The organism is Nocardioides sp. L-11A (assembly GCA_029961745.1).
Taxonomy (GTDB): domain Bacteria; phylum Actinomycetota; class Actinomycetes; order Propionibacteriales; family Nocardioidaceae; genus Nocardioides.
Genome location: CP124680.1, coordinates 3996814 through 4017901, shown reverse-complemented (window position 1 = coordinate 4017901; position 21088 = coordinate 3996814). Strand labels below are relative to the sequence as shown.

Genomic DNA, 21088 nt, shown 5'->3' with positions numbered 1-21088 from the left:
GTGTCCCAAAGCCGCCTGACGAGCGCCGGGGACACCACCGGGCCACGCGGGATCGGGAGCCGATAGCATCCTCCTCGTGACCAGCACTGCCGTACGCCGCCTGATCGCCGTGTGCTCCCTCGTCGGGGTGAGCGCCCTGCTCGTCGTCGCCGGAGCGGGCTCCGCCGTCGCCGACACCCCCGAGCCGCGCCCGGGCAACGGTGCGGCCAGCTGGGAGCCCAAGCCGGACATCGACGTCCTGAACGCCTGGCTCTACCTCGGTGGTGTCCCGCTGCTGGTGTTCATCGTCATCACCCTGCTCTACGTCGCCCCGGCGCTGGCCCGCGGCGAGAACCTCGGCATCACGGCGCTCGAGCCCGAGAGCCAGTGGCTCGGCGGTCCGCGCAAGGCGGCCGGTGAGCTGGCCGCCCCCGACTCCGAGGACTCCAAGGCCGGCGGCGCCGGCGGCAGCTGGTAGTCGGCGGTCATGAGCACCCCGACCCTGAGCGCCACCGAGCGCGCCGCCCTCGACGTCACCATCCGCACCGCCGAACAGGCCTGCCGCGCCGAGATCTCGGTGTTCGTGGGCTCGGCGAGCGGCGACCCCCGGGACTTCGCGACCAGCCTGCACAACACGCTGGTCCTGCCCGCGCGCAGCATCCTGATCATGGTCGACCCGGAGCGCCGGGTCGTCGAGATCGTCACGGGCGGCCACACCCGCGAGCGGCTCACCGACGACGAGTCGCGGCAGGCGGTCGCCGCGATGACCGAGGCGTTCGCGTCCGGCGACCTCGCGGGTGGTCTGACTCGTGGCATCGAGTTGCTGGGCGAGCTCGCCAAGGACTGACCCGGCGCATCTGAACGCCTGAAAAACACCGACCCGGCGCGTTTGAACGCGCCGGGTCGGCGTCACTGGGGCGTTCAGATGCGCCGGGTCGGTGCGTTTCCGGCCTGGATCTGCGCCGGGTCGCGCTATCGCTGGGCGTCGGTCGCCTGGGCGGCGAGCGCCCGGGCGACGTCGGCGCGACCCTCGCGGACGTAGCGGATCGCGCCCGGGTTGACCGACGCGGCGTTCGCGTCGAGCCAGGCGTCGACGGCGTCGAGCGTGGCCTGCGTGGCGATCAGGCGCGGGAAGATGTGCTCCAGCGCGACCGAGGCCTTGTGGCTGCCGAGTCGCTCCCAGGTGCCGGCGACCTCGGCGAGGTAGCGCTCGACGTACGGCGTGAGCACGTCCTCCTGCCCGGTCTGCCAGAACGCGAAGACAACGCTGCGCTGCGTCTCGTTGGGCACCGACGGGTCGAGCAGGGCCTGGGTCCAGGCGCGTTCCTTGGCGGCGGCACTGCCCTGGGCGGCGCGGGCGGCGGCGGACTTCTCCTGGCCGGAGATGGTGTTGTCCTGCGCGAGCTCGCCGTCGATGCGGGCGTCGTCGGCCCGGCCCACGCGCGCCAGGTGGGTGAGCAGCGCCCACCGCAGGTCCTGGTCGACCGCGAGGCCCTCGAAGACCAGCGATCCGTCGAGGATCGCCTCGACGTCGGCCACAGCCGCCTCGCTCGTGGCCGCCGCGGCGTAGGCCCGCGCGAAGGTGAGCTGGTGGTCGGTGCCGGGCTCGGCGGCGGCCAGCAGGGCGCGCAGGCCCTGCTCCCAGCGCACCGCGAGCTCGGTACGCCGCGCCGGGTCGCTGTAGAGCGCGACCGCCTGCGCGGCGTAGACGGGGATCCGGCTGACGCCCCAGGCGTCGGTCTCCTGGCCGATATTGCCGAGCACCAGCTCGACGAAGTCGGTGGCGGCCAGCTCGGCGTCGCGGGTCATGTCCCAGGCGGCGCTCCAGACCAGCGCCCGGGCCAGCGAGTCGTCGAGGTCGGAGAGCCGCGCGACGGCGGTCGCGCGCGAGCGCTCGTCGAGGCGGATCTTGGCGAAGGCCAGGTCCTGGTCGTTGAGCAGCAGCAGCTCCGGCTGGGCCTTGCCGACCAGCTCGGCCAGCTCGGTGCGGGCGCCCTCCACATCGACCTCGACATAGTCGGTGCGGACCAGGCGGCCCTGGTCGGAGCTGTTGTAGAAGCCGATGCCGACCCGGTGCCGGCGCAGCGTCGGGTGGTCCTGGGGTGCGCTCTGGTTGACCGCGAACGAGGCGAAGGTGCCGTCGGCGGCCAGCTCGAAGGCGGGGGAGAGGGTGTTGGTGCCCGCGGTCTGCAGCCACTCCTGGGCCCAGCCGGTGAGCTCGCGGCCCGAGGCCTTCTCGAGCGCGGTCAGCAGGTCGGTGAACTCGGTGTTGCCGAACGCGTGGTCGCGGAAGTACTGCTTGAGCCCGGCCAGGAACGGGTCGAGGCCCACCCAGGCGACGAGCTGCTTGAGGACCGCCGCGCCCTTGGCGTAGGTGATCATGTCGAAGTTGACCTCGACGGCGTGCAGGTCGACGTTGTCGGCCGCGATCGGGTGCGTCGAGGGCAGCGAGTCGGCGCGGTAGCCGGTCTGCTTGCGGGCGTTGGTGAAACCGGTCCACGCGTCGTCGTACGACGTGGCGAGGGCCTCGGCGTGGTAGCAGGCCCACTCGGCGAAGGACTCGTTGAGCCACAGGTCGTCCCACCACTTCATGGTCACGAGGTCGCCGAACCACATGTGCGCCATCTCGTGCAGGATCACCGACGCGCGGAACTCGTAGAAGGAGCGCGGCTGGCGCGAGCGGGGGAGGTACTCGTCGCGCAGGGTCACCGCGCCGGCGTTCTCCATCGCGCCCATGTTGTACTCCGGCACGTAGAGCTGGTCGTACTTGCCGAAGGGGTACGGGTAGCCGAAGGCCTCCTCGAAGAAGGCGAAGCCCTGCTTGGTGAGGGTGACGATCTCTTCGCGGTCGCGCTCGAGGTACTCCTTGAGCGACTGCCGGCTGTAGTGGCCCAGCGGGATGGTGCCGTGGGCGCCCTCGTAGACGTCCTGGACCTCGTAGTAGTCGCCGGCGACGATCGCGGTGATGTACGTCGACATCGGCTTGGTCGCCGGGAACGCCCAGAGCGCGGTGCCCTCGCCGGCCGAGGTGGGCTCGGGAGTGGCCGCGTTGGAGACGACCTTCCAGTGCTCCGGAGCGGTCACGTTGAATGTGAACGGCGCCTTGAGGTCGGGCTGCTCGAAGGTGGTGAACACCCGGCGCGCGTCGGGGACCTCGAACTGGGAGTAGAGGTAGACCTTGCCGTCGGCGGGGTCGACGAAGTGGTGCAGGCCCTCGCCGGAGTTGGAGTAGGTGCAGTCGGCCCTGACGACCAGCACGTTCTCGGCCTGGAGGTCGGGCAGCGCGATCCGGCTGTCGGCGTACGCCGCGGCGGGGTCCAGCGGCGTGCCGTTGAGGGTGATCTCGTGGACCGTCGCGTCGACCAGGTCGGCGAAGGTCGCCGAGCCGGGCTGGCGGCAGGTGAAGGTCAGGGTCGTGGTGGACCCGAAGGTCTGCACGCCCTCCTGCGTCGCGCCGGAGAGGTCGAGGTCGATCACGTAGGACGTCACGTCGACGAGGGCGGCGCGGGTAGCCGCCTCGTCGCGGGTGAGGTTGGTGCCGGGCATGGGAGCCATCCTTGCACCCGCTCCGAGTTGTCCGACAATCGCGACTTCGGGCGCGAGCTACAACGGTGTAGTTCATCTCTGTCAATGCGACACGCCAGTGACGGGTGAGATTTTCGGGGTTTTTGTTGCGTTCTGGGGCGGTTGTGCCCGATGGTGTTCGGCATGCGCACTCCAGGACGGACCGCGCGTTGGGGGACCACGACCGCAGCCAGCACCCTGCTGGCGTCGTACCTCGTCCTCGCCGGTCCCTCGACCCCCACGACCTCGGACCCGGTGCTCCCATCGGCCGGGACCACCTACCTGTGCAGTGGTTATGCCGCCTGCAACGCCGCGGGCTACTCCGACGCCGGGTACGGCGCCGCGAACGGCACCATGTACTGGCAGATGTACGCCGGTCACAACTGCACCAACTACGCCGCCTACCGGATGATCCGGGCGGGGATGCCCAACAAGCGGCCGTGGACCGGCAGCGGCAACGCCAGCGAGTGGGGCAAGTTCATGAGCTCCATCACCGACCAGACGCCGAACGTCGGTGCCATCGCGTGGTGGGGCAAGTACGCGAACGGCTCCGGCTCCGCCGGCCACCTCGCCTACATCGAGCGGGTCGTGTCGCCGGACGAGATCATCGTCTCCGAGGACTCGTGGGGCGGCACCTTCCACTGGCGCTCGATCACCCGGGCCAGCGGGCGGTGGCCGAGCGGGTTCATCCACTTCGTGGACCGCCCGACCACGCCGACGCCGACTCCGACGCCGGAGCAGCCGGTCGAGCCCGTCTTCACCCAGACCGGCGCCCCCGTCGTGAACGGCCCCCTCGTCGTGGACACGACCATCAGCGCCACCGCCGGCTCCTGGTCCCCGGTGCCCGCGGAGAACCGGTGGCGCTGGTTCGCCGACGGCGTCCGGCTCGCCGACAACATCACGCCGAACCTGCCGCTCACCGCCGACCTCCTGGGCAAGCAGATCAGCCTCCGGGTGGTCGCGAAGCAGGAGGGCTACACCACCTACGTCTCGCCGTTCTACGACATCGGCCCCGTCGTCGCCGGCGTGGTGCACCCGACGGCGCCGGCCTCCCTGACCGGTACGCCGGAGCTGGGCCAGGTGCTCACCGTGACGCCTGGCGGCTACGACCAGCCGGACGCGACGCCGAGCTACCAGTGGCTGCGCGACGGCGCGCCGATCGCGGGCGCCACCGGGGCGACGTACCAGCTGGCCGCCGAGGACGTCGGCACGTCGGTCGCGGTCCAGGTGACCGGCGCGAAGCCGCAGTTCCTGTCCCACACCGAGACCCTTCCCGCGACGCCGCGGGTGACCAGTCCGGCCGTCGTCACCTTGAAGACCAAGTCGAAGAACGGACGGGCCATCGCCAAGGTGCGCGTGACCGCAGCGGGGAAGCTGCCGGTCAAGGGCAAGGTGCTGGTCCGGATCGGCTCATGGAAGGGCGAGGTCCGGCTCCGCGACGGCAAGGTGAAGGTCAAGGTGCCGATGGCCCGAGGCGCGAAGGCGGTGCGGGTGCGCTATCTCGGCTCGGCGGTCGTGCCGCGGTCCCCGAAGGTGACCGGGACCGTCGAGGTGTCGTGAGCGAGCGGGACGGCGAGCGGGAATGCGGACGTGGGCCGTCGGGTTCGGGTGTTCATGGCTGAGAACTCCGCGCCCGCGTCGGCGCCCCACCGCGCCGACTTCTGGTTCGACCCGCTGTGCCCCTTCGCCTGGATCACGTCGCGCTGGATCATCGAGGTCGAGCAGGTGCGCGACATCGAGGTCCACTGGCACGTCATGAGCCTGGGGTACCTCAACAAGGACAAGGACATCCCGGAGGAGTACCGCACCATCCTCGCTCCGGCCTGGGGGCCGGTGCGGGTGCTGATCGCGGCCCAGGAGCGCTACGGCGACAAGGTGCTGCGCCCGCTGTACGACGCGTTCGGCCAGCGGATCCACCTCGACGGCCGGTCGCTCCACGAGCAGCCGGACGGCGGGCTCGCGCTGATCGCCGAGGTCCTGGCCGAGGTCGGTCTCGACGCCGACCTGGTCGAGGCGGCCACCGATGCGTCGTACGACGACGCGGTCGCGCGCTCGCACCACGAGGGCATGGACGCGGTCGGCGACGACGTCGGGACGCCGACCATCCACATCGACGGCTCCGCCTTCTTCGGTCCGGTGCTCTCGAAGATCCCGCGCGGCGAGGAGGCCGGACGGCTGTGGGACGGCTGTGTGGCCGTCGCGTCCTTCCCCTACTTCTACGAGCTCAAGCGGACGCGGACCGGGGGCCTCGACTTCTCGTAGGCGGCGGGTGCAGGAATCGCCGGTCGACCGGCGATTCCTGCGCTTGTCGGCCGTTGCAACGCCCGACAAGCGCAGGAAATGCCCGTCCAGTGGTGCACCTGGGGCGGATGTGACGCCACGGCGGGGATGCGCGACACGCGGGTGAGCCGCCTTCCTCTCCCCGCCGCGATGGCGCATGCTCGATGGTCATGACCGTCTCGGACCCGTCCCTGCGCCGCCGCGACCTCACCACGCTCGGTGCCGCGGCGGTGGCGCTCCCGCTGGTGGCGCTCGCCGCCGGCCCCGCCGGACCGGCGGGCGCCGCTCCCGCCGGACCGCCGGTCCCCGCCCGGCCGCGCGCCCGGCTGCGGCTGCGTCCCGACCGCAGCGGACTCGGCGGGGCGCTCGACGTACCGCTGACCGCCGCCCCGCAGGTCGCCGCGCGCGGGGCCGTGCTGCGCACGGCCGAACAGCGCACCGACCGGTTCGCGCTGCTCGGCGTCACCTGGGCCGCGGGCACCGGCCGGGTCCGGGTGCGGGTCCGCGGCGTGGGCGGTGCCTGGGGTCCGTGGCGCGAGGTCGCCGCGCTGCGCGACCTGCCGGACCGCGACACCGCCGAGGGCGGGCGGGCCCGGGCGGGCACCGAGCCGCTCTGGGCCGGCGACAGCGACGGCGTCCAGGTCGAGCTGACCGGTGCCGTCGAGCGCCCGGTGCTGACCCTGGTCGACCCCGGCCGCGACCCGCGGGACGTCCGGGAGGCCCCGGACAACGGGGCCCGACCGAAGCGCCGCCGCTCGCTGCGCCCGAAGATCCGCAGCCGGCGCGCGTGGGGTGCCAAGGAGAGGTGGGCGAGCGGAAAGCCGAAGCGGGTCAGGACGGTCGAGCAGGTCCACGTGCACCACACCGCGACCGGCAACGACTACCGCAGGCGCGACGTGCCCCGGATCCTGCGGGCGATCTACCGCTACCACACCAAGACGCTCGGCTGGTCCGACGTCGGCTACAACTACTTCGTCGACCGCTTCGGCCGGATCTGGGCCGGCCGGCGGGGTGCGGACGGCGACCGCGACACGCGCGGCGCGCACACCCTCGGCTTCAACCACACCTCGGTCGGCATCGCCGTGCTCGGGTCCTACCAGGAGGCGATCCCCACACCGAAGGTGCTCGCGGGGGTGGCGAAGGTCGCCGCCTGGAAGCTCAAGAAGTACCGCCGCGACCCGTTGGCGGCCACGCCCGTGCGCTCCCACGGCAGCGACCGCTACCCGGCGGGCGCCGTCGTCACCCTGCCGGTGATCGACGGCCACCGCGACACCAACGACACCGAGTGCCCGGGCCAGCTCCTCTACGACGCCCTGCCCGAGATCCGCCTGCGCACTGCCGCCCGGATCAAGAGGTCCCGCCGCTGACGGCCGGGGCGGGCGACGACCCTAGGATTCAACCCATGACGCACGTCCTCTCCGCTGTCGCCTGGCCCTACGCGAACGGTCCCCGCCACATCGGCCACGTGGCCGGCTTCGGCGTACCGTCCGACGTCTTCAGCCGGTACCAGCGGATGGCGGGCAACGACGTCCTCATGGTGTCGGGCTCCGACGAGCACGGCACGCCGATCCTCATCGCCGCCGACGAGGCCGGGATGACGCCGCAGGAGCTGGCCGACAAGAACCACCGCCTCATCGTCGAGGACCTCGTCGGCCTCGGCGTCAGCTACGACCTCTACACCCGCACCACCACGCGCAACCACCACGCGGTGGTCCAGGAGCTCTTCCTCGGCGTCTACGAGAACGGCTACTTCGTCGAGCAGACGACCTACGGCGCCATCTCGCCCTCCACCGGACGCACCCTGCCCGACCGCTACATCGAGGGCACCTGCCCGATCTGCGGGTACGACGGCGCGCGTGGCGACCAGTGCGACAACTGCGGCAATCAGCTCGACCCGCACGACCTGATCGACCCGCGCTCGAAGATCAACGGCGAGACGCCGGAGTTCATCGAGACCCAGCACTTCTTCCTCGACCTGCCGGCGCTGGCCGACGCGCTGCAGGCGTGGCTCGACGAGCGCGAGGCGACCGGCCTGTGGCGGCCCAACGTAATCCGGTTCTCCAAGAACATCCTCGAGGAGATCCGCCCGCGCGCGATGACCCGCGACATCGACTGGGGCATCGCCGTCCCGCTCGACGGCTGGCGGGAGAACCCGACCAAGAAGCTCTACGTCTGGTTCGACGCGGTCATCGGCTATCTGTCGGCGTCGATCGAGTGGGCCCGACGCAGCGGGGACCCGGACGCCTGGCGGGCCTGGTGGAACGACCCGGCGGCACTGTCCTACTACTTCATGGGCAAGGACAACATCACCTTCCACTCCCAGATCTGGCCGGCCGAGCTGCTGGCCTATGCCGGCAAGGGCGCGAAGGGCGGCGAGCCGCGGGAGTACGGCGAGCTCAACCTGCCCACCGAGGTCGTCTCCAGCGAGTTCCTCACCATGGAGGGCAGGAAGTTCTCCTCGTCGAAGAAAGTCGTGATCTACGTCCGCGACCTGCTCGCCCGCTATCAGCCCGACGCCTTCCGCTACTTCGTCGCCGCCGCGGGCCCGGAGAGCCAGGACTCCGACTTCACCTGGGCCGAGTTCGTCCGTCGTACCAACGACGAGCTGGTGGCCGGCTGGGGCAACCTCGTCAACCGGACCGCGACCCTGATCGCCAAGAACTTCGGCGAGATCCCCGCCGCCGGCCCGCTGAGCGCCGAGGACGAGGCCGTGCTGGCCATCACCGAGGCGGCGTTCGGCACGGTCGGCGACCTGATCGGCCGGCACCGCCAGAAGCAGGCGATCGGTGAGGCGATGCGTGCGGTCGCCGACGTCAACAAGTACGTCTCCGACTCCGAGCCGTGGAAGATCAAGGAGGACCCGGAGCGCCTGGGCACCGTGCTGCATGTCATGGCGCAGTGCGTCGCCGACCTCAACCTGCTGCTCAGCCCGTTCCTGCCGTTCTCGGCCAACGAGGTCGACAAGGCGCTCGGCGGGTCCGGGGCGATCGCGCCGATGCCCGGCATCGAGGACGTCGCCGACCTCGATGACGCGGAGCGTAGCTACCCGATCATCACCGGCGACTACTCCGGCTTCCCGACGTGGCAGCGGCACCCGGTGGAGGTAGGTCGTCCGGTCGCGAAGCCGACGCCGGTCTTCGTGAAGCTCGACCCGAGTCTGGTCGAGGAGGAGCTGGCTCGCCTCGACGGCTGAGCCGGGAGGACGCGACCACCGTGACGCCGCTGCTCGACCTGGGGAGCCGCAAGCTGTGGCGTGCCCTCGGCCGGCCGGTCGACCTCGTCGACGAGCACCGATGGCTGCGCGCGCCGACGAGCGCGGCCGCCGTCGTCCGCGACGGGTGGCTGGATGCCGAGGCGGCCCTCCACGACGGGTACGTCGACGAGGCGGCGCCCGGCGCCGGGCTGCTGGCGTCCATGGCGCTGCTCGACGGTCCCGGGTTCGTGGTGGACGACCTGGCACCGGAGGTCCGGGACTTCTACGAGCACACTGCCGACTGGCGGGTCGAGGTGTGGAGCTCGTGGGCGCCCTGGGCCTGGCCCGGTGGCGAGCTGGTGTCGCGCCTCTTCGGCAGGCGGGTCGAGCAGCTCGCGCTCCCGATGCGGCCGCTCGACGTCGCCCACGGCATGGACTCGCGGGTGTCGGTGATCCGCGACCCCGCCGGACAGCAGGTCGCCGCCGGCTGGCTGCGCACCCTGCGGGCGACGGGAGGGTTCGTCTTCAGCGGCTGCTACTCCGCGCGCACCCTCCCCGGCGCCGACCGGCCGTCGGTGCACGTCGCCTTCCCGCTGGAGTCCGGCAACGTCCAGGTCTTCCTGCGACCGCGCGTCCTGCCCGACGGCTCCTTCCGACTGGACTCCCCGCCCGGTCCGTTCGGGGCCGACGGTGCCTATGTCGTCGTCGAGGACGGTGGCCGCACCCACGCCTCCCGCGCGCCCGTGCACGAGAGCTTCCACGTCTACCTCGACGAGCGAGGAGTGCTGCGCACCGACCACGAGCTGCGGATGTGGGGCGCGACCGCGATGCGGCTGCACTACAAGCTGGAGCGCGACGGGGGCCACGAAAAGGCGTAGGAGGGATCCCCGCCGTTCCCCTAGTCTCCTCGTGCATGAGCACCGCGTTCCTGCTGACCTCGCTGGTGATCGTCGCGACCCCGGGCACCGGTGCCCTCTACGCGATCGCCGCCGGCCTCACCCGCGGCGCCCGGGCCGGCGTCCTCGCCGCCTTCGCCGGGACCCTCGGCACGGTGCCGCACATGCTCGCGGCGATCACGGGGCTGGCCGCCCTGCTCCACGCCAGCGGGGTCGCCTTCGCCGCCATCAAGTACGCCGGCGTCGCCTACCTGCTCTTCATGGCCTGGTCGACCTGGCGCGACCGCGGCGTCCTGACCGTCGACGAGGAGGCCGCCGGCGCCCGCACCGGGTCGACCCGGGCGGTCCTGGTCTCCGGCGTGACGCTCAACCTGCTCAACCCCAAGCTCACCATCTTCTTCTTCGCGTTCCTGCCGCAGTTCGTGCCCACCGGCTCCGGCGCCGTCCCGGCGATGCTCGGGCTCAGCGCGGTGTTCATGGCGATGACGTTCGTGGTCTTCGCGGTCTACGGCATGTGCGCGGCCGCCGTGCGCGACCAGGTCCTGGCCCGGCCGAGGGTGGTCGACCGGATGCGCAAGCTGTTCGCATCGTGCTTCGCGGTGCTCGCCGGCCGCCTCGCGTTCGAGTCCCGCTGACATGGGCGGCGGGTACGACGTCTGGTTCACCGAGGACGCGGCGGAGTTCCTGGCCCGAGCGGGGGAGCACCTCGCCGCGGATCCAGTGACGGGCACGGTCGTCAGCACCATCTCCCACCGGGTCCGCGACCACGGCCGGGGCGAGCTCCCGCACTGCTGGTTCGCCGTCGTGACCGGCCCGGACGCGACGATCACCGGGATCGCGATGCGCACGGCGCCCTTCGCGCCGTACCCGGTCTACCTGCTCGCCATGCCCGACGACGCCGCGGTGGCCCTGGCCGACGCCGTCCGGGCGCGCGGGGAGGACGTCGGCGGCGCGACCGGGCTGCGGCCCGCCGCCGACCGCTTCCTCGCCGCGATCGCCGCGGCCGGGGGCGGCCGGGTCGAGCAGCACCTGCACCACCGGCTCTTCGAGCTCGGCACGCTCGTCGACCCGCGTCCGGTGCCGGGTCGGCTGCGTGCGGTGCACCCCGGCGAGGCGGACCTCGCGCTCGCCTGGATCCACCGGTTCTTCGCCGACGCCGACGAGCAGGCCGGCCGCGCTGCCGGTCACCTGGCGGAGGCGAGCGCCTTCGGGCCGGAGGAGGTCGCGCGCAAGCTGGCCGAGGGGGTGCTGTGGTTCTGGGTCGACGCCGACGACCGGCCGGTCCATCTGACCGGCGCCAACCCGCCGTCGTACGGCGTGGTGCGGATCGGCCCCGTCTACACGCCGGCCGAGGAGCGGGGCCGGGGCTGGGCCGGGGCCGCGGTCGCCGAGGTCGCGCGGCTGCTGCGAGCGCACGGCCACCGGGTGACCCTGTTCACCGACCAGGCGAACCCCACCTCGAACGCGCTCTACCAGGCGCTGGGCTTCCGGGCGGTCGCCGACACGGTGCAGCTCGTCCTGCGGTGAGTCCCGGCGCGGGGTGCGGGGCTCAGCCCGGTCCGGTGAGCCAGGCGCGCAGATAGGCCCGCTCGGTCTCCGGCGCGCCGTCGACCAGCTCGGTCGCCGCACGCAGGTGCGCCGCGGCCGCCGTGTCGTCACCGGCCGCGGCGGCGGTGTCGGCGAGGCCGCGGCGGGCCCGGACCCGCTCGGGCAGCAGGCCGGCGGCGACGGCGACCTCCTCGGCCCGGGTGAACCCGTCGTGCGCGGCGGCGTACTCGGTGAGCACCAACCGGCCGACGGCGAGCCCGCACAGCGCCGACGCCTCGAGCACCCGGTCCCCGGACCGGCGGGCGATCTCCAGCGCGGTGTCGTGGTGGGCGAGCCCCTCGAGCGGGTGGCCGAGACCGACCAGTGCCCGGCCCCAGGCCGTGAGGCCGTAGCCGCGGACCGGGTCGTGGCCGACCGTCTCCGCCAGCCGCACCCCCTCCTCGGCGGCGGCCAGCGCCGCCTCCGGGTCGCCGAGCGTGAGCTGGAGGGTCGCGACGTTGACCAGGCTCAGTGCCCGCGGCGCGTCGGCGCCCGCCCGGGCGGCGACCTCCTGCGCGAGCTGGTGGTGCCGCACCGCCTCGGTGAGGTTGCCGAGCCGGTGCTCCACGATCGCGACGTTGTCGAGCGAGAGTGCCCGCCCGACCAGGTCGCCGGTCTCGGCGGCGAGCTCGGCGCAACGCCGGAACAGCGTGGCGGCTTCGGCGGGCCGCCCTTGCTGGGCGGCGATGATGGCGAGGGAGTTGAGCGCTTCGCGGGCCTCGACCCGGAGCCCGGCCTCCTCGAGCCGTGGATGCACGGCATCGAGATGTTCGCCGCCGGAGTCGAGGTCGCCGAGCCGGACCAGCGTGCTGCCGAGGTCGAGCCGGGCCCGCAGGACGGCGTCCGGTCGGCCGGCGGCCCGGGCGACCGCCCAGGCGCGCTCGTGGAGGACCTGCGCGTCGGCGTACCGGCCCCACAGGTCGAGCCGGGAGGCGATGGCCCGGGCGAGGTCCGGCAGCACATGGGTCAGCGGTCCGTCGGCAAGGCCCGCCAGGAGCAGCAGCGTGTCGGACTCGCGATCGATGCGGCGGCGGGCCTCCTCGGCGTCGAGCTCCGGAAGCTCCAGACCGGCCGGCGGCGGCCGCCCGCCGCCCGCGCGCAGATGGACGTGGTCGGCCCAGGCGAGGGCGAGCAGGTGGTGGGCGAGCCGGTGCTGGGCATCGGTCCGCTCGCGCGGGCGGTCCTCGTCGTGGGAGCGGTCGAGGGCGAAGGTGCGCACCAGCGGGTGGATCCGGAGCCGGTACGGCGCCGCGCGCTGCAGGAGATGGTGTCGCCACAGCTCGGCGAGCGCTGCGTCGGTGTCCTCGGCCGGCGTGCCGGCGACGGCCGCGACCGCGGTCTCGTCGAGCTGCTCGACCGGCGGTGCGCAGAGCAGCCGCAACAGCCGCTGGGCAGCCGGGCTCAGCGCGCCGTAGGTCGCGGCGAGCGTCGCCGCGACGGCGTCGTCGACCCGCAGCCCGCGCCGGCGGGCATCGGCCACGGCGACGAGGTCGGCCAGCGGCCAGTCGTCGCGTGCGGCGACCCGGGTCGCGACCAGCGACACCGCGAGGGGCAGGTGGCCGGAGGCCTCGGCGAGCGCGGCCGCCGCCTCCGGCTCGGCGGCGACGCGTTCGGTGCCGGCGATCGCGCCGAGCAGTTGCAGCGACTCGTCGGGGCTGAACGAGCCGAGCGTGATCGCGGCGGCGCCCTCGGGCCGCAGCGCGCGCCGGCTGGTGACCAGGTGCACGGTCGGGCCGGCCCGGACCAGCAGCGGGCGCACCTGCTCCTCGTCGGCGGCGTCGTCGAGGACGACGACGTGGGGTCGCCGGCGGAGCAGCGCGGCGTACTGCTGGCGGCGTACCCGCTGGGCGGCCGGCGCCGTAGCACCGCCGAGGGTGCGGACCGCGGCGGTCAGTGCGGCCTCCGCGGCCACCGGCGGCAGGTCGTCGTGGAAGCCACGCAGGTCGACCTGGAGACCGCCGGTGGCCCGCCCGGAGGCGACGAGCGCCTGGGCCGCCCGCCGCGCCAGCTGGGACTTGCCGCTTCCGGCCAGCCCGTCGACGACCACCACCCGGGCACCGGCCTCGACCGCGGCGAGGACCGCGGCCAGCTCGGGCCGTTCGACGGACGGCTCCTCCGGCGCGGGCACGGGCGCGATCGCGGTGCCGACCATGGCCGCGTCGCGGCGGTGCTGTGCGGCGGTGCTGCGCTGCCGCCAGTGCCCGGCGCTCGCGCCGTCACCACCGAGCGCGGTCACGATCTCCGCCACCAGGTCGGCATCGAGCCGGCGCCGGCCGTCGCGGAAGCAGTCGTAGACCGTGATCCGGCCGACGTGGCACTCCGCCTCCGGCAGGCCGCGGGCCCGGCGGGCCTCGACGACCCGCTCGGCGATGCGTGCGTACGACGGGCTGCCGGTCGCGGCCCGGAGCTCGCGCAGGCCGGCGGCGACGTCGTCGAGGGTCCAGGTCACGCCCTCGTCCGAGGCCGGGCGGGTGGCGGTCACGCGGGTGAAGGTACCCGGTGTGTGTTCGGGATCGTTCGGGATCCGGGACCGTCCCGGCCCGGGCCGGGAATGCTGGAGCCTCGCCGTCGATGTCGTGAGGAGCGTGGAGCGTGCGGGTCAGGAAGAGTGCGGTAGCGGTCGCGGGAGCACTGCTGATGGCGTCCTCGGCGCTCGCCCCCGGCTCGGCCCACGCCGAGCAGGCAGCACCGAGCGTGCCGGTCGCCGCCCCCACCATCGCCACCTACCCGGTGCCGACTCCCGACGCGGGGATCGAGTCCCTGGTCCGGGGAGCCGACGGCAACCTGTGGTTCACCGAGAGCAAGGGCTGGAAGCTGGGCCGGATCACGACCGGCGGCGCCATCACCGAGTTCGCCGTCGCGCCGCAGGGCGGCTCGACGGGGCCGACGAACATGGTGGCCGCCCACGACGGCCACCTCTACTTCCTCACCGACACCTCGGCGCGCCTGCGGCGCGCGACCACAGCGGGCGCCGTCGAGCCGATGGCGAACTACGGGTTCGGACAGGGCGGCTACCTGGCCGCCGCCAGGGACCGCGGCGTCTGGTCGACGAAGCTCGGCCCCAGCGACGCCGTCCTCCGCATGTGGGTCGACCCGGTCACGAACGAGACGACCGGGTGGCAGCTGCCCACGTCGTACGGCATGCCGACGCCGATGGCGGTCGCCGCCGACGGCGCGCTGTGGTACGGCGACGCGTTCGGTCACCTGCGCCGCGTCGATGACGTCCACCCCGATCAGGGCGGCACCGAGCGCTCCTATCCCGTGCAGTGGACCAACGCCAACTACGACGCGACCTCCCTTGCCTTCGGTGCCGACGGTGCGCTGTGGGCGACCGGGTACTCGCCGGGGCAGATCCTCACGTCCTCGGAGGGTGGCGCGATCGGCCGCTTCGACGGCACCCGGCTCACGTCCTGGGAACTGCCGAAGCTCGCCCCGGGCGTCGAGCCCGTGCCGCACTCGATGGTCCTCGGCCCCGACGGAGCGCTGTGGTGGGCCGAGCGGGAGGGCATCGGCCGGATCGCACCCGACGGGGCGATCTCCCGGGCCCGGATCGCGCCCTGGGACCCCGCCCAGATCGCGTTCGGCGGCGACGGCCGCCTCTGGTTCGTCGACCGGGCCGCCAACCGGGTCGGCGCGATCACGATCGACGCGAACCTGTTCCCGACCCGCCAGGTGGCCCGCAAGGTCAAGCTCCGCGGCGTCGTCGGTGGCAAGGTGAAGGGCCGGATCGTGGCGGAGCCGGGCTGCCGGGCCGGCAAGGTCGTCGCCTACGCCAAGCCCGGCAAGGGCAAGGCCCGCAAGGTCGGCGCGGGCAAGGCCAACGCCAAGGGCAGGTTCGCCGTGAAGCTGCGCAAGCGCGCCGCCGGCAAGGTGTTCGTCAAGGTCAAGACGTCGGCGCCGGCGCCCGGTGTGCAGTGCCTGGCCGCGAAGTCCCGCGCCCGCTGAACGCCCTGGCTCGGTGACACCACTAGCGTTGCTGGATCTCCCACGCGAGTGCGCCCAGCCTCGCGATGCGTGGATCGGTGCCGAGGAACTCGGTCAGCCAGCCGATCGCCTCGGTGACGTCACCCGCGCCGTTCTCCAGGAGCGCCTCGATGTCGACCCAGTCCTTCGAGCGGTCGAAGAGGACCTTGAACACCACGAGGTCGGTCGCGGTCATCACCTTGATGTCCGTGCCGAGGAAGTCGACGGGCTCGGCGCGCTCGGTCACGAGTGCGTGATAGGTCGGATGCTGGGGCAGGAAGAGATCGACGGGGGTGTCGGGGGAGGGCCAGATCAGTCGGATCTGGCCGTCCCGGGCGATGGTCCGCGACGCATCGTCGGGGATCCGGATCTCCTCGGGCAGGCAGGCGAGCATGGCGTCTGGATGCTCGGGGTCTGCCATCACGTTGAGATCGATGTCCGCGGTGAAGCGCGGCTCCAGGACGTGCACGGCCAGCGCGATGGCGCCGCCGACCGCGTGGTCGAAGCCGGCGTCGCGCAGGGCCTCATGGACCGCACGCAGTCGGCGCAGGAGGAGGGGCTGGGGGCCGTCAGGCATCGGCGAGCCGCGGACCAGCGGCGCGGCGGGCGACATCGCGCCAGATCGGCCCCAGGTTCGGCAGCTCGCGCGGCGGTTTGCGCGGGAAGAGGTCGCCGAACTCGAGTACGGCCAGGAACTGCTCGGGGACGGTGCGCCGCCTGCGTCGGACGGTGACCTCGAGCTCCAGGCCGGCGGCCTCGGCCAGGCGCGTCGCCTGGGCGAGACTGGGCTGGGTCGTCCCCTTGAGGTAGTTGTCGATCATCGAGCGACTCACACCGGACCGTGCCGCGAGCGCGCTCTTGGAGAGACCGGACTGCTCGAGGATCCGGGCGACGGTGCTGCTGGCGGTGGCCATACCTCCATGATGTACGAAAAAGCGTACACATGGAAGGCTGGGCGCATGGCCCTCCATCCCCAGGCGCGTGCGGCCGCCGCCGAGGCCGCGGCGCAGCCCCCGGTGAACGGTCCCGGCTACGACATCGCCGCCGAGCGGGAGCGGGCCCGCGCGGCCGCCCTGGCGCAGGAGCGCCCTTCGGTCGCGGAGGTGCGCGACGTCGTCGCGGGCGGCGTACCCGCCCGCCTCTACCTCCCCGAGGGGTACGACGCCGTGGTGGTGCACGCCCACGGCGGCGGGTTCGTGTTCAACGACATCGACGTGCACGACGCCGCCGTGCGACGGTTCGCGAACCTCAGCGGCACGGCCGTGCTGAGCGTCGACTACCGCCGCCCGCCGGAGCACCGGTTCCCGGCGGCGCCCGACGACCTGTCCGCGGCGGTGCGCTGGCTCGACGACCAACCGGAGCTGGCCGCCCTGCCGACGTTCGTCCACGGCGACAGTGCCGGCGGCAACCTGGCCCTGGTCACGGCGCTGCGCCGGCCCGACCGGTTCACCGGGGTCGCGCTGATCTATCCCTTCCTCGACCCGGCGGCGGGCTTCGAGTCCTACGCGACAGGTCCCGAGGGCTTCGCCCCCGAGGAGGCGGCCTGGTACTGGCAGCAGTACGCCGCCGGCCCGGCCGACCTCGAGCACCCGGACCTCGCCCCGCTGCGCTCCGACGCGCTCGGGACGCTGCCGCCGACGCTGGTGGTCACGGCCGAGCACGATCCGCTGCGCGACGAGGGGGAGCACCTGGTCCTGCTGCTCGCGGAGGCCGGCGTCGAGGTCGTCGGCACCCGCTACCTCGGTCAGGTGCACGGCTTCTGGCGGCACACCGACGTCTTCGACGCGGCCGAGCCGCTGATGTGGCAGGTCGCGGGCTGGATGCGGATGCACGTCGGCAGGGCCGGCCGCACCCCTCGCTGACTGCTGCGCTAGGTTCCTTGTTGCAAAGTTCTTGCAACAAGGAGGTGAGAGGTGGCGCGTCGCTGGACCGCCGGCCTGCTCGCCGTCCTCCTCCTCTCGGTGGTCGCCGGCACCGCCCTCGGCGCCATCCACGTCCCGTTCGGGAGCGTCGTGCAGGTCGTGGGGCACCACCTCTTCCTGCTGCCCGGCGAGCAGACCTGGAGCGCGCCGCGGGACTCGATCGTCTGGGAGGTGCGGCTCCCGCGGGTGATCCTTGCGGCGGTGGTCGGCGCCGGCCTCGCGGTGTCCGGCATGGCCCTGCAGGCGATGGTGCGCAACCTGCTGGCCGACCCCTACCTGCTCGGCGTCAGCTCCGGCGCCTCCACCGGAGCGGCCGCGGCGATCCTGTTCGGCGTCACCCTCGGCCTCGGCGAGCACGTCCTCTCGGCGAGCGCGTTCGTGGGCGCGATCGCCGCCTCCGCCCTCGTGTACGTCGTCGCCCGCTCCGCCGGGCGGGTGACCTCCACCCGCCTCCTGCTGGCGGGGGTCGCGGTCGGCTACGCCCTCCAGGCGGTCACCAGCTTCCTGATCTTCGCCTCGGACTCCGCCGAGGGTGCCCGCTCGGTCATGTTCTGGCTGCTCGGCTCGCTGGCCCTCGCCGCATGGGGCCAGCCGCTCGCCGTCGCGGTGGTCGTCGTGCTCCTCGCCGTCGCCGTGCTCACGGTGCTCGGCCGCCAGCTCGACGCGCTCGCGGTCGGCGACGAGACGGCGCTCGCCCTCGGCGTACCCCCGGAGCGGTTCCGCACCGGTCTGCTCGTCCTGGTCGCGCTCTGTGTCGCGGTCGTCGTCTCGGCCGCCGGTGCCGTCGGCTTCGTCGGCCTCGTGGTGCCGCACCTGGCCCGCCGGGCGGTCGGCGCCGCGCACACCCGCGCGGTCCCGGTGGCCGCCCTCATGGGCGCGATTCTCCTCATCTGGGCCGACGTCCTGGCCCGGGTGCTGCTCGCGCCGCAGGAGATCCCGATCGGGATCATCACCGCGGTCGTCGGCGCCCCCTTCCTGCTCATCCTCGTCCGCCGTCTCCAGGCCACCGCGGCCTGAGCCCCCACCCGATCTCCCAGGAGAAGCCATGCGCCGCCCCCTCGCCGCCCTCACCGCGACCGCCTCGGTGCTCGCGCTGTCCGCCTGCGGCCTGAACGCGACCGAGAAGTCCGCCGAGGGCGGCTCCGGCCCCTACCCGCTGACCGTCGAGAACTGCGGCGCCGAGGTCACCTTCGACGCCGCACCCGAGCAGGTGGTGCTGCTCAAGAGCGCCGCGGTGCCGTACCTGGCCCCGCTTGGCGTCCTCGACCGGGTCACCGCCCGGGCGGGGGAGTACCCGCGCGACTACTACGACGACGCCACCTGGTCCGCGCTGGAGGACATCCCCGCGCTCACCGGCAAGACCGACACCTCCGGCCACCTGCTGGTCTCCAAGGAGGTGGTGATCGACCAGGAGCCCGACCTCGTGCTCGGCGAGATCGACAACCTGAGCCGGGACACCCTGGGGGCCGTCGGGATCCCGTTGATCGAGGAGCCCGCGATGTGCGCGGCGGGGATCGACGAGCCCGGCTTCGACGACATCGTCGACCAGATGACGACCTACGGGAAGATCTTCGACCGCCCCGACGAGGCGGCGGCCGCCGCCGCGTCGATCGAGGAGCGGGTGGCCGCGCTGACGGCCGCGCCGGACAGCGAGCGGCGCACCGCCGCCGTGCTCTACCCGACCGTCGGCGGCGGGGTCACCTACGCCTACGGCACCCGCAGCATGGCGCACCCGATCCTCGAGGCCGCGGGCTTCGAGAACGTCTTCGCCGACACCGACGAGCGGGTCTTCGAGGTCACGCCCGAGGAGCTGATCGGGCGCGACCCCGACGTGTTGATCCTGCTGTACAGCGCCGGCGACCCCGCGAAGGTCGCGGAGGCGGTCACCTCGCTGCCCGGCGCGCAGAGCATCGCCGCGGTCCGCGACGACCACCTGATGCCGCTGCTCTTCAACTACGTCGAGCCGCCGACCCCGCTCGCGCTCGACGGGCTCGAGCAGATCCGGACGAGGTTCGGCTCATGATCGTCGCCGAGGACCTGCACTTCGGGTACGACGCCCGCCCGGTGCTGCACGGTGTGGGGCTCGAGGCCCGGCCGGGCCGGGTGCTCGGCCTGCTCGGGCCCAACGGCAGCGGCAAGACGACCGCCCTGCGGATGCTCTACGGGTCGCTGCGCCCGGCCCGTGGCCGAGTCACCCTCGGCGGACGTCCGCTGACGACGCTGCGGCCGCGGGAGGTGGCGCAGCGCATCGCCGTCGTGGTGCAGGAGTCCGACGCCGACACCATGCTCACGGTGCGCGAGATGGTCACCCTGGGCCGCCTGCCGCGGCTGGGCACCTTCCAGCGCGCCGGCGCCGCCGACCGGGAGGCGATCGAGGCCGCGCTCGCCCGGGTCGGTGCCGCGCACCTCGCCGCCCGGGCCTACGCCGACCTGTCCGGCGGCGAGCGGCAGCGGGTCCTGGTCGCCCGGGCCCTGGCCCAGGAGGCGGAGTTCCTGCTCCTCGACGAGCCGACCAACCACCTCGACATCCGCTACCAGCACGAGGTGCTCGGCCTGGTCCGCGAGGTCGCGACCAGCGCGGTCGTCGTCCTGCACGACCTCAATCTCGCGGCCCGCTACTGCGACGACCTGGTGCTCCTGGACCGTGGCCGGGTCGCGGCCGCCGGCCCTCCGGACCTGGTCCTCGACCCGGACCTCCTCGAACGCGTCTACGGCATCGGTGTGACCCGCACCGACGCCGCCGGCTACCCCCAGCTGCTCTTCCACCCGCTCGCCGCCACCTCCGAGAGGCTCACCGCATGACGACCCGGCCCCTGCCCCAGGACAGCATCAACGCCTACTGGACCGGCCGTGCGCCGGAGTACGACGACTACCAGCAGCGTCCCGAGCGCCGCGACCACGACCGCGCGGCCTGGGCGGAGATCTTCGGCGCGGTCCTGCCGCCGGCGCCGGCGGAGGTCCTCGACCTCGGCACCGGCAGCGGGTACGTCGCCCTGCTGCTCGCCGGACTCGGTCACCACGTCACCGCCACCGACCTGTCCGACGGGATGCTGGCGCGCGCCCGCGAGCACGCCGCCCGGGCCGAGCGGGCCCCGCGCTTCCAGCAGGGCGACGCCGTCGCCCCGGACTTCGCCGACGCGTCCTTCGACGCGATCACCAACCGGTACCTGATGTGGACCCTGCGCGAGCCGGAGCGCGCCCTCGCCAACTGGCGCCGCGTGCTGCGACCCGGGGGAGTGCTGGCGCTCGTCGACTCGACGTGGTTCCCGACCGGGCTCGACCGCGACACCGCCACCGACTTCGTCGAGCTCTACGACGACGGGGTCCGGGCGCTGCTGCCCCTCGCCGCCGCGACGTCGATCGACGCCACCCGCGACGTCGTCGCGTCAGCCGGGTTCGACGACGTGCGCGTCACCCCGCTGCAGACCATCCTCGAGCTGGACCGGCGCTTCGGCGTCGCCCCGGACCACGAGGTGCAGCTGCAGTTCCTCATCACCGCCCGCCGCACCTGAGCGCGAGCGACGCGTTCGCGCCCTCTCTCCGCCGCACGGCTACGACACGAACGCCGGACGAGGAGGCGTAGGGAGCGACGAAGGAGCGACCGGAGCCGCCGAGGCCGGGGCTTCGGGTCGTGCCGGAGTCTTGCCGCCAGGTCAACCTGACCATCTGGTCAAGTCAACCGCGTGCGCGGCAGCGCGGCGCGA

19 protein-coding genes are annotated in these 21088 nt (G+C 73.3%); 15 read left to right on the top strand and 4 right to left on the bottom strand.

Features of this window, described 5'->3' with window-relative positions; all coding sequences use genetic code 11:
* The first annotated feature begins 76 nt into the window (after positions 1–76).
* Positions 77–457 (top strand): hypothetical protein, encoded by a 381-nt coding sequence (locus tag QJ852_19305; GenBank protein WGX95297.1) that lies wholly within the window; start codon positions 77–79, stop codon positions 455–457.
* A 9-nt stretch (positions 458–466) separates the two neighbouring features.
* Positions 467–826, top strand: coding sequence for a DUF5130 family protein (locus tag QJ852_19300; protein ID WGX95296.1), 360 nt, complete (start codon positions 467–469; stop codon positions 824–826).
* Between the two features lie 125 nt (positions 827–951).
* On the opposite strand, the gene pepN is transcribed toward QJ852_19300, so the two are convergent.
* On the bottom strand, positions 952–3525 hold the full coding sequence (gene pepN / locus QJ852_19295; GenBank protein ID WGX95295.1) for an aminopeptidase N: 2574 nt from the start codon (positions 3523–3525) through the stop codon (positions 952–954).
* 162 nt (positions 3526–3687) lie between these two features.
* On the opposite strand from pepN, the gene QJ852_19290 reads away from it, so the two are divergent.
* The 7 genes from QJ852_19290 (at position 3688) to QJ852_19260 (ending at position 11439) form a co-directional block, all read left to right on the top strand.
* Positions 3688–5103, top strand: coding sequence for a CHAP domain-containing protein (locus tag QJ852_19290; protein ID WGX95294.1), 1416 nt, complete (start codon positions 3688–3690; stop codon positions 5101–5103).
* A gap of 54 nt (positions 5104–5157) precedes the next feature.
* The gene (locus tag QJ852_19285; GenBank protein WGX95293.1) at positions 5158–5805 is read left to right on the top strand and encodes a DsbA family protein; all 648 of its coding nucleotides are present in this window, start codon (positions 5158–5160) and stop codon (positions 5803–5805) included.
* A gap of 188 nt (positions 5806–5993) precedes the next feature.
* Positions 5994–7190, top strand: a complete 1197-nt coding sequence (locus QJ852_19280) for an N-acetylmuramoyl-L-alanine amidase (protein ID WGX95292.1) — start codon at positions 5994–5996, stop codon at positions 7188–7190.
* 35 nt (positions 7191–7225) lie between these two features.
* Positions 7226–9016, top strand: a complete 1791-nt coding sequence (metG, locus tag QJ852_19275) for a methionine--tRNA ligase (GenBank protein WGX95291.1) — start codon at positions 7226–7228, stop codon at positions 9014–9016.
* Between the two features lie 20 nt (positions 9017–9036).
* Positions 9037–9894, top strand: coding sequence for a hypothetical protein (locus tag QJ852_19270; protein WGX95290.1), 858 nt, complete (start codon positions 9037–9039; stop codon positions 9892–9894).
* Between the two features lie 35 nt (positions 9895–9929).
* Complete coding sequence (locus QJ852_19265) at positions 9930–10547, top strand: LysE family translocator (GenBank protein ID WGX95289.1); 618 nt, start codon at positions 9930–9932, stop codon at positions 10545–10547.
* Position 10548: 1 nt separating this feature from the next.
* Positions 10549–11439 carry a GNAT family N-acetyltransferase gene (locus QJ852_19260; protein ID WGX95288.1) on the top strand — a complete coding sequence of 297 codons (891 nt, stop codon included), beginning with the start codon at positions 10549–10551 and terminating at the stop codon, positions 11437–11439.
* A gap of 22 nt (positions 11440–11461) precedes the next feature.
* Here the strand turns inward: QJ852_19260 and QJ852_19255 are convergent, their stop codons facing one another.
* Positions 11462–13981, bottom strand: a complete 2520-nt coding sequence (locus tag QJ852_19255) for a tetratricopeptide repeat protein (protein WGX95287.1) — start codon at positions 13979–13981, stop codon at positions 11462–11464.
* Positions 13982–14091: 110 nt separating this feature from the next.
* Here QJ852_19255 and QJ852_19250 point away from each other — a divergent pair, with 110 nt between their 5' ends.
* Positions 14092–15444 (top strand): hypothetical protein, encoded by a 1353-nt coding sequence (locus QJ852_19250; protein ID WGX95286.1) that lies wholly within the window; start codon positions 14092–14094, stop codon positions 15442–15444.
* Positions 15445–15466: 22 nt separating this feature from the next.
* Here the strand turns inward: QJ852_19250 and QJ852_19245 are convergent, their stop codons facing one another.
* Both QJ852_19245 and QJ852_19240 read right to left on the bottom strand, forming a co-directional pair.
* Positions 15467–16039 carry a nucleotidyl transferase AbiEii/AbiGii toxin family protein gene (locus QJ852_19245; protein WGX95285.1) on the bottom strand — a complete coding sequence of 191 codons (573 nt, stop codon included), beginning with the start codon at positions 16037–16039 and terminating at the stop codon, positions 15467–15469.
* Positions 16032–16376, bottom strand: a complete 345-nt coding sequence (locus QJ852_19240; protein WGX95284.1) for a helix-turn-helix transcriptional regulator — start codon at positions 16374–16376, stop codon at positions 16032–16034. The genes QJ852_19245 and QJ852_19240 overlap by 8 nt, the downstream gene beginning before the upstream one ends.
* Positions 16377–16421: 45 nt before the next feature.
* On the opposite strand from QJ852_19240, the gene QJ852_19235 reads away from it, so the two are divergent.
* From QJ852_19235 to QJ852_19215, 5 genes are read left to right on the top strand one after another with little or no spacing between them, the layout of a single operon-like run.
* A complete protein-coding gene (locus tag QJ852_19235; protein WGX95283.1) occupies positions 16422–17324 on the top strand; it encodes an alpha/beta hydrolase in 903 nt (300 codons plus the stop codon).
* 51 nt (positions 17325–17375) lie between these two features.
* On the top strand, positions 17376–18401 hold the full coding sequence (locus tag QJ852_19230; GenBank protein WGX95282.1) for an iron ABC transporter permease: 1026 nt from the start codon (positions 17376–17378) through the stop codon (positions 18399–18401).
* A 28-nt stretch (positions 18402–18429) separates the two neighbouring features.
* Positions 18430–19407 carry an ABC transporter substrate-binding protein gene (locus QJ852_19225; GenBank protein WGX95281.1) on the top strand — a complete coding sequence of 326 codons (978 nt, stop codon included), beginning with the start codon at positions 18430–18432 and terminating at the stop codon, positions 19405–19407.
* Complete coding sequence (locus tag QJ852_19220) at positions 19404–20186, top strand: ABC transporter ATP-binding protein (GenBank protein ID WGX95280.1); 783 nt, start codon at positions 19404–19406, stop codon at positions 20184–20186. Before QJ852_19225 ends, QJ852_19220 begins: the two co-directional genes overlap by 4 nt.
* Positions 20183–20896, top strand: coding sequence for a class I SAM-dependent methyltransferase (locus QJ852_19215; GenBank protein ID WGX95279.1), 714 nt, complete (start codon positions 20183–20185; stop codon positions 20894–20896). The genes QJ852_19220 and QJ852_19215 overlap by 4 nt, the downstream gene beginning before the upstream one ends.
* Positions 20897–21088: the final 192 nt, after the last annotated feature.

Excerpts from the sequence above, each read along its gene's own strand:
- QJ852_19300 (WGX95296.1), top strand. The coding sequence starts at position 467 with ATGAGCACCCCGACCCTGAGCGCCACCGAGCGCGCCGCCCTCGACGTC.
- pepN (WGX95295.1), bottom strand. The coding sequence starts at position 3,525 with ATGCCCGGCACCAACCTCACCCGCGACGAGGCGGCTACCCGCGCCGCC.
- QJ852_19290 (WGX95294.1), top strand. The coding sequence starts at position 3,688 with ATGCGCACTCCAGGACGGACCGCGCGTTGGGGGACCACGACCGCAGCC.
- QJ852_19285 (WGX95293.1), top strand. The coding sequence starts at position 5,158 with ATGGCTGAGAACTCCGCGCCCGCGTCGGCGCCCCACCGCGCCGACTTC.
- QJ852_19280 (WGX95292.1), top strand. The coding sequence starts at position 5,994 with ATGACCGTCTCGGACCCGTCCCTGCGCCGCCGCGACCTCACCACGCTC.
- metG (WGX95291.1), top strand. The coding sequence starts at position 7,226 with ATGACGCACGTCCTCTCCGCTGTCGCCTGGCCCTACGCGAACGGTCCC.
- QJ852_19265 (WGX95289.1), top strand. The coding sequence starts at position 9,930 with ATGAGCACCGCGTTCCTGCTGACCTCGCTGGTGATCGTCGCGACCCCG.
- QJ852_19260 (WGX95288.1), top strand. The coding sequence starts at position 10,549 with ATGGGCGGCGGGTACGACGTCTGGTTCACCGAGGACGCGGCGGAGTTC.
- QJ852_19245 (WGX95285.1), bottom strand. The coding sequence starts at position 16,039 with ATGCCTGACGGCCCCCAGCCCCTCCTCCTGCGCCGACTGCGTGCGGTC.
- QJ852_19240 (WGX95284.1), bottom strand. The coding sequence starts at position 16,376 with ATGGCCACCGCCAGCAGCACCGTCGCCCGGATCCTCGAGCAGTCCGGT.
- QJ852_19235 (WGX95283.1), top strand. The coding sequence starts at position 16,422 with ATGGCCCTCCATCCCCAGGCGCGTGCGGCCGCCGCCGAGGCCGCGGCG.
- QJ852_19225 (WGX95281.1), top strand. The coding sequence starts at position 18,430 with ATGCGCCGCCCCCTCGCCGCCCTCACCGCGACCGCCTCGGTGCTCGCG.
- QJ852_19220 (WGX95280.1), top strand. The coding sequence starts at position 19,404 with ATGATCGTCGCCGAGGACCTGCACTTCGGGTACGACGCCCGCCCGGTG.
- QJ852_19215 (WGX95279.1), top strand. The coding sequence starts at position 20,183 with ATGACGACCCGGCCCCTGCCCCAGGACAGCATCAACGCCTACTGGACC.